General features: G+C 41.6%; 8 protein-coding genes. 4 read left to right on the top strand and 4 right to left on the bottom strand.

What is annotated here, in order from left to right; genetic code table 11:
• The first annotated feature begins 130 nt into the window (after nt 1-130).
• A complete protein-coding gene (locus IM507_RS19680; RefSeq protein WP_238560436.1) occupies nt 131-295 on the top strand; it encodes a hypothetical protein in 165 nt (54 codons plus the stop codon).
• Between the two features lie 53 nt (nt 296-348).
• On the opposite strand, the gene IM507_RS19675 is transcribed toward IM507_RS19680, so the two are convergent.
• The 3 genes from IM507_RS19675 to IM507_RS19665 form a co-directional block, all read right to left on the bottom strand.
• The gene (locus tag IM507_RS19675; RefSeq protein ID WP_287637574.1) at nt 349-1,269 is read right to left on the bottom strand and encodes a hypothetical protein; all 921 of its coding nucleotides are present in this window, start codon (nt 1,267-1,269) and stop codon (nt 349-351) included.
• A 76-nt stretch (nt 1,270-1,345) separates the two neighbouring features.
• Nucleotides 1,346-2,149: a type 1 glutamine amidotransferase gene (locus tag IM507_RS19670; protein ID WP_002735455.1), complete on the bottom strand. Its 804-nt coding sequence runs from the start codon at nt 2,147-2,149 to the stop codon at nt 1,346-1,348.
• A 128-nt stretch (nt 2,150-2,277) separates the two neighbouring features.
• Nucleotides 2,278-3,615, bottom strand: coding sequence for a Mur ligase family protein (locus tag IM507_RS19665; protein ID WP_002776995.1), 1,338 nt, complete (start codon nt 3,613-3,615; stop codon nt 2,278-2,280).
• A 163-nt stretch (nt 3,616-3,778) separates the two neighbouring features.
• On the opposite strand from IM507_RS19665, the gene IM507_RS19660 reads away from it, so the two are divergent.
• The 3 genes from IM507_RS19660 (at nt 3,779) to lptC (ending at nt 8,636) form a co-directional block, all read left to right on the top strand.
• On the top strand, nt 3,779-4,969 hold the full coding sequence (locus IM507_RS19660) for an HhoA/HhoB/HtrA family serine endopeptidase (RefSeq protein ID WP_287637573.1): 1,191 nt from the start codon (nt 3,779-3,781) through the stop codon (nt 4,967-4,969).
• 493 nt (nt 4,970-5,462) lie between these two features.
• Complete coding sequence (locus tag IM507_RS19655; RefSeq protein WP_123229904.1) at nt 5,463-7,184, top strand: DUF262 domain-containing protein; 1,722 nt, start codon at nt 5,463-5,465, stop codon at nt 7,182-7,184.
• A gap of 303 nt (nt 7,185-7,487) precedes the next feature.
• The gene (gene lptC, locus IM507_RS19650) at nt 7,488-8,636 is read left to right on the top strand and encodes an LPS export ABC transporter periplasmic protein LptC (RefSeq protein WP_002735673.1); all 1,149 of its coding nucleotides are present in this window, start codon (nt 7,488-7,490) and stop codon (nt 8,634-8,636) included.
• A 67-nt stretch (nt 8,637-8,703) separates the two neighbouring features.
• Here lptC and IM507_RS19645 read toward each other — a convergent pair.
• Nucleotides 8,704-8,881: NADH-quinone oxidoreductase subunit K (locus IM507_RS19645; protein WP_287636497.1), on the bottom strand; the 178-nt coding region annotated here is incomplete at its 5' end.

Below are 8,881 nucleotides of genomic sequence, written 5' to 3'. Positions count from 1 at the left end.
TTTATCTTTCCGAAAGTCCTTGACTTGTTTTAGTTTTTCTATTAAGCTCAACATATATTTGAAAGGTTGGCGGTCACTCCTCATTTTACCTGACTGTGATCGCTTTTACTTTTGATATTCTGATGGGAGAATGAAACAGCCGTACCCCAATTGCCCCTACAGTCCTTCCTCAACAACAGGTTGTCTCATTTACGTTAAAACCTATCCTGTTACTGATACAACCGCCAGATTTGTGGTGGGTGATGATTTCCAAGAGCCTGAAGCAACCATCTATGGGATTGAGGGTAGGACGTAGAGCCAAAAAAGACAGGCAGGGAGCCTGTCTAAAAAACCAAACAAATTTATCTATCAGTTGGCCAAAAATAGGGAGTTTTTTGCGTCAAATTTCCAAGCAATACCATCGGGATCTCTGATGCGACTCCAATCGGCAAATTCTGTTTCGGATTTATTTTTCTTGTTTCTACCCAAAACGGCCGGGGTAACTCCTAAACGTTTAGCCAAATCCGCCAAACTCATCGATGAGATGGTTTCAGATACAGAGGTTAGTGATTCTTCCCTAACCTCTGATTCTGATTGGGATAAAGAACTGGCAGAACTGTTTAAACTAGGATTAATTATCTCCTCGGGTTCTTGAATTACCGTTTCTTGAACAGAGATTGCTGCGGTATTTTCTTCCTCTTTTTCCTCAAATAATTTACCTAAATTAGTCAGAGATTGGGAGGAGGAAATAACAGGAACCTCCGAGACAGAATTTTCGCTTTTCTCGGCGACAATCAGGGGGGATTTAGCCTCCTGCGATGGCTCTAAATTGGTCAGGGGAGATCTCGAGGCAGTAATCGCAGGAATTTGTTTTTCCCCTATTTCTTCTAAAGAGGGGTCACTCTCATCAAAAATACTACCCAAGGTACTGGCGGTGATAAAGTAATAGGCCATACCCTTATCGCCTACAGCTTTTTTTTGCGCCCCAAATTCCTCAGCTTTTCTGTCTAAAAATTGTCTGGCTAATTTGGCCGTGAGATTGGCTTTTGCCGATAGGTCAATCGGGGTGAGACAACCTTGATTGTCCTGTAAAAGTTGATTGAAATAGGGGTTAATCACCGTCGATAATTTTGACCAGCGATAGTCTTGCCACACCTTGACTGCCAGAGTTAAGAGGAAGACAAGTAGGATCAATGGCCAAGCGGTAAAAAGAAGGATGATTAACACCGCTAGGGGGATGATGAGGACGAGAAACCCCGCCGTTTGACGATCGATAATTTTTCCAGTCATAATTTCATAAGCTGCCAGAATTAAAATTTTTAATGGCTAGTTTGACTATCTCCTGCCATAAGTGTATATGACCAGTTTAGGCTTTATTGGTCACGCCGGTTAGTTCTAGTCGTTCAAACATGGCAAATCGTGCTTTCAGGGCCAGAGAATCATCAAGTTTTGTTAAAAAAACGGGTTTTTGATACTTTTGTTCTAAAGCTTTTTGGATTAACCAATCGGCTAAAAAGGGATTTTTGGGTAGTAGGGGACCGTGGGCATAGGTAGCGATCGCATTGTGGTAAAATGCTCCTTCATAACCGTCCTCTCCGTTATTTCCGTAACCAGTAATCACCTTTCCTAAAGGAGAAACGGTTTGTAAATAGGTACGACCCCCGTGATTTTCAAAGCCAATTACTAGCGGTTTTTCCCCAGTCATAGCTTTAATTTCCTCCGCTAAGGGAGAGGCCGTAATTTCAAAAACCACGTTACCGATACAGCGTTTTGCATTGGGGCCAGGATGTTTACTTACTAGGTCTAATAATCCTAATCCTTCGATTCTTTGACCGAAAGCTGGTTCGTAATAATGCCCTAATAATTGTGGGGAACCACAGGTAAAAACCCCTGGTATTCCTGCCGATAATTGTTCTTTCATCGCCGCTGCTTTTTTCCCCTGTAAATCGCGCATAACGATCTCCTGTTGCCGATCCTGCGCTCCACCCCCAACAATTATATCTACTTGGTAAAATGTCTCGGCTTCTGTTTGAGCATCTAGGGGAATAATTGTCACAGGAATATCACGCCATTGACATCTTCTTTGAATAGTAATAACATTACCTCGATCGCCGTAGGTACTCATTAAGGTAGGATATAACCAGCCGATTTTTAGTTCTAGTTCTTGCATAATTTTTTAGGGGATTAGGGAATGGGGAAATGGGGAAATGGGGGAATGGGCAAATGGGGAAATGGGGGAATTCAACTAACACCCTAACACCCTAACACCTAACACGAATCTTCACTCTTTTCTAATTTCTACAAAATCTTTCGACCCGTGAGAATCTCTCGTACTTCTAACATAGCAGAATAGGTGGGTAAAATATGTAAAGTTTCCTCATTTTTGGTGTTATTAAGGGCAATTTGGATCGCTTTTTTTAGATCGGATTCAACAATTAAATTAACCGGATAAGCGAGACTATCCTGACTATATTGTAAGCGTAAAGCCATGTCATAAAGTCGATCGCCCGTTACTACTAAAGTTGTTCCCAAACGGGTTAATTTTTCCGTATCCACATCCCAAATCCAAGAAACATCCGTCCCGTCGGGGATGCGATCATTGAGAACTAAGAGAGTAGTAGAAGACTTTTCTTTCTGTAAAATATCAGCCACTGCGCGAATTGTTTCATTCATACCCACGGGATTTTTAGACAGTAAAATTCTAACTTTTTTACCCTCAATTTCTAATTCTTCCGCTCGACCAAAAGCCGCTTTAAAACCCTGAACTGTCTCAAAAATTTCTCGATCTTTAATCCCTAATTCCTGGGCTACTAAACCCGCCGCTAAAGTATTATATTTATTATAAACACCGATTAAAATCTGCGGCCAATCGTGACTATGAAAAGCAGGATTACTCTTTTTAAAGCCACAACTAGGACAACTAAAATCCCCTAAATGGGAGAGATAAACCCCGCGATAATCCAAAGAAGCACCACATTTAGGACAGTAAATAGAATCGACAGCGTGGGGAATTTCTTCTAGATATAATTCTGGCTCACTTAAGCCAAAATATACAACTCTTTGAGGCAGTTGTTGACCCAAATGGGAAAGAGTCGGATCATCAGCATTGAGAATCACTAAAGTATCGGTGGGTAGGGGAGATATGGCCCCTTGCCAACGGCGACTAATCGTATCCACTTCCCCATAGCGATCGAGTTGATCGCGAAACAAATTAAGAGCTAAAATAGCGCGAGGACGACAATCTTTTAAAACCAAAGGGAGAATATTTTCATCCACTTCTAAAATGGCATAATCAGCCTTTAAAGTGCCGAATAAATTGGCATCGGCTAATAAAGCAGTGATTAAACCATTAATTAAATTTGCCCCAGTGGTATTATGGGTGACTTTTGCCCCCTGACGCTCTAGAATAGTTCTTAGCAGTAGGGAAGTGGTAGTTTTTCCATTCGTGCCAACCACCAAAATTACCCCCCGTCGGACTTGCCCACAAAGTAACGGCAACAAACGGGGATGGAGACGACGGGCAATTTCCCCCGGCAAGACGCTGGCGGCCCCTAAACGGAGTCCTTTAACCACAGCAGTAACGGTTTTAGCCACCGCTACGGCTATCCCTAAACGGATGCGATCAAACAATTGCATGAAGTGAGATTCTTATAGCTGTTTCGTGATTTTACCCCTAAAAGAAGACTGGTAAACGGGGTAAGTTCCCATTGATTCTTTCCTACCGACAAAAAAGACAGCCTATAATATAGGTAAGTTTGGGGCCGATTCTACCGCACACGACATTTTAGGGCTAGAGCTTATGGGTTTATTGACAAGATTGGGGATTTCACTGGGATTACTCGCCCTAGGTGGTACTGTGGGAGTGCTAGGAAATCAGTATTTAAGCAGAAAAGCGCCCCTAGAGGTAAATAAACCGCCGGCAATCCTCCCCGCTTCCCTCTCTCTCCCTGTTATTCCCCAAACCGACGGCAATGTTAATTTTATCGCCCAGGCCGTGCAGAAAGTCGGGCCGGCGGTGGTGCGGATTGACTCGGCCCGGGAAGTGGCCGACCAAATTCCCGAAGAATTTAAACAGCCCTTTTTTCGGCGCTTTTTTGGTAATGAAGTGCCGATTCCCAGGGAGCATTTGGAACGGGGAACTGGTTCCGGGTTTATTGTTAGTACAGATGGACTACTTTTGACTAATGCCCATGTGGTGGAAGGGACAACCCAAGTAAAAGTGACTTTGAAAAACGGTCAAACCTATCAGGGTAAAGTTCTGGGGGTTGACAATATGACCGATGTGGCCCTGGTGAAAATCGAGGCGGAAAATTTACCGACGGTGACTTTTGGCAAGGCCGAAACTTTAATCCCCGGGGAGTGGGCGATCGCAATTGGCAATCCCCTAGGCTTAGATAATACGGTGACAGTGGGCATTATTAGCGCCCTAGGACGCACTAGCAGCGAAGTGGGGGTTCCCGATAAACGGGTTCGTTTTATTCAAACCGATGCCGCTATTAACCCCGGCAATTCCGGCGGCCCGTTGCTGAACGCCAAGGGGGAAGTTATCGGCATTAATACGGCAATTCGGGCCGATGCTCAGGGTTTAGGGTTTGCCATTCCCATCGAAACCGCCCAAAAAGTGGCGGGACAGCTATCTAGCAAGGGTAAAGCGGAACATCCCTACATCGGTATCCAGATGGTGACGCTAAACCCAGAATTACGGCAGCAATTGAATGAAACTAAAGAATTAAGCTTTAATATTGACCAAAATGAAGGGGTAATCGTCCTGCGAGTGGTGGAAAATTCCCCCGCTCAAAAAGCCGGAATGCAAGCGGGTGATATCATCGAAACTGTGGCAGGAAACCCCGTTAAAACTGCTTCGGATGTGCAGCAAGGTGTGGAAACCAGTGCGATCGGTGGTAATCTGGAAATCGAGATTAACCGCAGGGGTAAACAACAAACTCTCACCGTTCAACCGGGGGTTTTCCCTAGCAAAACTAGCGATTAAAGCAAATACCAGACCATCCTGGCAACTGGGGCAAAAAGTATTAAGTGTACGGTGGAAGGTGGACAGACTTGCGAGCAAGATGTGAGTCAGCATCGTTTCAGTATATAACCATGAGCAGGATGGAAAGGTTGACAAAGCTTTGTCCTCGTGAAACGTCAAGGCAAACGGGAGGGAAAGAACTTTGAGGAGAAGACTTATTTCATCAGTAGTGAAAGATTGTCTGCGAAAGCCTTTTTGAAGCCAATTCAGGGGCATTGGAGTATTGAAAATCAGTTAAACTGGGTGAAAGATGTCACCTTGAAGGAGGATAAACCGCCTCGGTGGGGGTCATTCTCCCGTTAACTGGGCGATTTTATTTAGTTGGTTGATTTCCTTATTTCGCCGTGGAAGGTTTCGGACGGTTCCCTAAGCTCGGCGTTTATGGGCTAATCAAATTGAGACAATTTTTACCACTTTTACCAAAGACAAAACGATTGCAGGAGCAAATCAAATCATGAAAGCATCAGAAACCAGTCTTCGTAATTTACTTGAAGGTACTAAACAATTTCAGATCCCTCTATTTCAAAGACCTTATTCTTGGGACAAGCAAAAATGGGATACTTTATGGGAAGATCTAATGAGTCTCTATGATAAGGAGCAAGAACCTCATTTTCTCGGTTCTATTGTCACCCAGTCAATTCCTGGAACAGCCGAAGGTATATCTCCGTATGTCGTAATAGATGGACAACAACGTCTTACTACTCTTGCCATCATCATAGCGGCTTTGCGAAATTATTTACAAGAGAAAAACCATACAGAGTTGGCGGAAGAATTATATGAATACTATCTGATAAATAAGTTTAAAAAAGATGATGATTTTTATAAAATCTTGCCAACTCAAGGTGATCGTGAAGCTTACAAAAGTATCATAAAAAACCAAAATAGCAGAGAATTTGATAACAAAATAATATATAAGGCATATCAATACTTTAAGGAACGTCTTAAAAAGAAGAATTTTGCAGAGGGAGAACATAAACTCTTCAAAAATATTCTTTTAGAGCGTTTAATTTTAGTCAATATTACTTCTGATAGCGAAGAAAATCCTTATCTTATTTTTGAAAGTCTCAATACAAAAGGACAAGAACTTACCCAAGCCGATTTAGTCCGCAACTATGTTTTTATGAAGTTACCTAGTGAACAACGAGAAGATATATACAAACAAAAGTGGCAACCTCTTGAAGCATCTTTTAAAAGACTAGCTACTACAGAGCCAATAAAAAAAGAGGAAAAATATGCTGAATTATTGACTAATTCTTTTTGGTTCTATCTTCGCAAAGACGGTGAATCAATTAGTCAAAAAGAAGTTTATAAAGAAATTAAAAAACGCCTAGACAAAAATGCGGAAAACAATAGTTTTAACATTAAAGATAAACTAGATGAGTTGATTAACTTTGCTGAATATTATCAGTGTCTTGTTTTTCCCCAAGAAAGTGAAAACAAAGACGAACTAAAAGATCGGTTTATTCGATTAAATCGCCTAGATTTTGGTACTTGTCATATTTTTCTTCTCAATATCTATAAAGATTTTCAAGACAAGCATTTATCTATTCAGGATTTCCTTCAAATTGTTGATTGTTTAGAATCATACTTTGTTCGACGCTTCTTTGTCAATAAATCTACAAGAATTTTAGGGAAAATTTTTGAAAATTTATATAAAGAAATAAAACAACAATCTAAGTCTAATAATACACTGTTTAATCTCAAAAAAGTTCTGAGAGATTATCAAGGAGAAAAGTCATGGCCATCAGACGATGAATTTCGTGAAGGACTAATCAAAAAAGACATCTATGGTAAAAATGCCAAAACAAATGATAGAGTTAAGCTTATTCTGGAAACCATAGAACGCCGCATGACCAAAGAGATGGTTGATACTGATAACCTAACAATAGAGCATATAATGCCCCAGAAATTAACACTGAACTGGCAAGATATGCTTGGTGATAATCACGAACAAATACATAAAACTTGGCTACATACTTTAGGTAATCTGACTTTGACGGCCTACAATTCAGACTTATCTAATAAACAGTTTTTAGATAAAGTTAGTTTGTTTAATAAAAAAACTAATGTTTCTTTGAACAAATACTTTTATGACAAAAATGTCTGGAATAAGGAAGAAATTGAAAAGCGAGCTAATTATCTAGCTGATCTGGCTATTGAAATTTGGTCAAGATAAAATAACTAAAGATGTGCGAAACGTTTAGGCATCAAATAAGGCTGAAATGCCTGAAATAATTGCCTAGTCAGGTCTTCAGTGATCAAACGGCAGCCAATGGAAACCTAGAATCATCCGTAGTTAACTTGACCTTAAGTCAACTACAATGATATATAGACAGCCAGTGAATGTCAGGCCCTTAACAAGGGAACAGTCAAACGAGGAGCCGTATGAGGTAAAAGTCTCATGTACGGTTCTGGATGGGAGGGGATGGAGACGACTCTATTCTCGACCCCTAATAAAATAGCAGCGGAGCGATCGAAATTGAGGCAGCGGTTACACTTAAAATTATCAATTGGGCGCGGGGCTGCCCTTCTAATCGGTTTGCTGGGATTAACAGCCTGTCAACCTCCCGATCCGCCGAAAATTTCGCCGACAGAATCGCCTAAAATTGAAGAAACTGGCCGCTTAATTCTCAATAATGCCACCTTAGAACAGGCTAACCCCTCCGGACAACCCCTCTGGAAAATTCAGGTCAAAAAAGCTACCTACACCCAAGACCAAAAAATCGCCCGTCTGGAAAATATCAAGGGTAATATCTATCAAGATGGGAAAGTAGTTTTACAGGTTAGTGCTGACCGCGGTGAAGTCTATAAGGAAGGCCAGGAAATTCTCCTCAAAGATAATATTGTGGCTGTGGATCCCCGCAATAAAGCCATTATTAACGCGCCGGAATTGCGTTGGCTACCCAAGGAAGGTATTTTAATCTCCCCCAAAGGGATCAAAGGTAGTCATCTACAACTAGAAGCCAAGGCCCGCCAAGGACGCTACGACACGCGCCAAGAAAAACTAGAATTACAAGGTCAAGTGGTGGCTACCGCCAAGGAATCTCGTGTCGTCCTGCAAACCGAGCGCCTGTACTGGGAAATTCCTCAACAAGTCATTAGTACCGATCAAAAAGTCGCTTTTGATCGCTATATTGATAAAACTATTATCGATCGCCTTACTGCTATCGGCGGTCGTTGGGAAAGAAAAAATAATCAGGTTATCCTGCAAGAAAACCTCGAATATCGCTCTTTAGAACCACCTTTACAGATTTCTGGTTCTCAGGCAATTTGGAACTATCAAAATCGTAGCCTAACTTCCGATCGCCCCACGGAAATTTTTCAATATCAAGATCAAATTACTATTACTGGTAATCGTGTGGTGGTGGAATTAGGCAATCGCATCGCTTATCTCAAGGATGGGGTTAAGGGGATTAATCAGAAAACTGGGGCGCAATTGTATAGTCAGATTTTAACTTGGAAAATGTCGGAAAAAATTGTCGAGGCCGAGGGGAATATTATCTATGAACAACAGGAACCAAAATTTAATCTCACCGGCGATAAAGCGATCGGCACTTTAGAAGATAATAACATTGTTGTTACCAGTAGCTCGCCCGATCGAGTTGTCACCGAGATTTATCCCCGTTAACAGGAAAAATTAACCAAAAAAAACTCTCCCCAGAAAAGGGAGAGAGGGGGGGTAAATATTTAAAAGCTTACCATTTGAGCAGATTAAACTGTTCCATATCGATGGTGTCGCGGTTACGATAGATAGTCAGGATAATCGCTAAACCCACGGCTGCCTCGGCTGCCGCTACGGTAATCACGAAAATAGTAAAAATTTGGCCTCGGATATTAGCGGGGTCAAGATAGTTGGAAAAACCCATTAAGTTA

Origin of the sequence: Microcystis sp. M20BS1 (assembly GCF_020245305.1) — a bacterium.
In the GTDB taxonomy this organism is placed as follows: domain Bacteria; phylum Cyanobacteriota; class Cyanobacteriia; order Cyanobacteriales; family Microcystaceae; genus Microcystis; species Microcystis ichthyoblabe_A.
Note: the sequence above shows the minus strand (reverse complement) of the source record. Positions and strands in the feature narration are given on the sequence as shown.